At 60.8% G+C, this 1,472-nt stretch carries 1 protein-coding gene; it reads left to right on the top strand.

Features of this window, described 5'->3' with window-relative positions; all coding sequences use genetic code 11:
• Positions 1–82: 82 nt before the first annotated feature.
• Entirely contained in the window at positions 83–1,171 is a 1,089-nt protein-coding gene (locus D3A59_RS24855) for an IS630 family transposase (protein ID WP_119157974.1), read from the top strand.
• Positions 1,172–1,472: the final 301 nt, after the last annotated feature.

Raw genomic sequence — 1,472 nt, 5'->3', positions numbered from 1 at the left:
CTAGTGGTGTGAGTCAGAGATTTGTATGAGCTCGCGGTAGAGGCGCATACTGGCTCGGCGAGCTTTGCAGTAGGAGCGAGCCATGGCCAATCCACATGCTGTTCCGATCACGCTGTCCGACGCCGATCGAGCAACGCTCAAGAGCTGGACGCGGCGGCGCTCGACAAGTCAGGGACTGGCGATGCGGGCGCGCATCGTTCTGGCTTGCGCCAAGCCGGGAGCGACGAACTTGGCGGTCGCCGCCCGGCTGGGAGTCAGCAACCTGACGGTGAGCAAATGGAGACGCCGCTTTGCCGACTCGGGTGTACAGGGCTTGGGTGACACACCTCGTCCGGGTGCACCGCGCTCGATCCTCGACGAGCAGGTCGAACGCGTCATCACCACGACGCTGGAGACGCTTCCGAGGGGCGCCACGCACTGGAGCACCCGGCGCTTGGCGGCCGAGCTTGGCATGAGCCAGACCGCCATCTCCCGCATCTGGCGCGCCTTTGCTCTCGCGCCCCACCGTAGCGAGACGTTCAAGCTCTCCACCGACCTGCAGTTCATCGACAAGGTGCGCGACATCGTCGGCCTGTATCTGAACCCACCAGACAGGGCGCTGGTGCTGTGCGTGGACGAGAAGCCCTCGATCCAGGCCACATCCGACACCGCCCCTGCCATCCCGATGCGACCCGGGCAGCTCGAGCGCCATACGCATGACTACGTCCGCCACGGCACCACCGATCTCTTTGCGGCGCTCGACATCAAGGCCGGCACCGTCATCGGCGAGTTGCACCAGCGCCACCGCAGCGTCGACTTCCGGCACTTCCTTGCCACGGTGGAGCAGGCCACACCGAAGGAGTTGGAACTGCACCTGGTGCTCGATAACGCCAGCATCCACAAGACGCCGCTCATTCATCGCTGGCTGGCGCGTCACCCCCGTGTGCATCTGCACTTCACGCCGACCTCGGCCTCCTGGCTGAACCTGGTGGAGTGCTGGTTCTCCATCCTCACGGCCCGCCAGCTCAAGCGAGGTCGGTTCCGCTCGACTCGCGCGCTCGAATGCGCCATCCGGGCCTACATCGCTGAGAACAACGCTCACCCTAAACCGTTCGTCTGGACCAAAACAGCCGACGAAATCCTCTCCTCGGTGGCCTCCTTCTGCAAAGGAATTTCTAACTCACGCCACTAGCCTCAGGTGCGTGCTGATCTGCCTGTGATTATTTAAAGAGATTTTGAAATACACTTGGGAGTGCTACGTATCCGCGCAATAGGCCGCAAAGAACTATTGGATGGCCAATATGGCACATTGGTTGACCAAGATGACCTGCCAATAGATCAGAAATAATTATTGGATGGCAGCATCAGCCACTGAAAGTGCAGGATTTGCCGCCACAATGAAAAGTAATGTTGTTTGGCTGGCTGACATTGCCCGACCTGATTAGTCATGATCCTCAGCCACGCTCCGGATATGACGCTCGCGCATAGGCGAG

Origin of the sequence: Caldimonas tepidiphila (assembly GCF_003569765.1) — a bacterium.
Classification (GTDB): domain Bacteria; phylum Pseudomonadota; class Gammaproteobacteria; order Burkholderiales; family Burkholderiaceae_C; genus Caldimonas; species Caldimonas tepidiphila.
The sequence above is the reverse complement of the archived record's forward strand: the minus strand, read 5'-3'. Positions and strand labels throughout refer to the sequence as shown.

Coding starts and splice junctions, on each gene's coding strand:
- D3A59_RS24855 (WP_119157974.1), top strand. CDS start 83: ATGGCCAATCCACATGCTGTTCCGATCACGCTGTCCGACGCCGATCGA.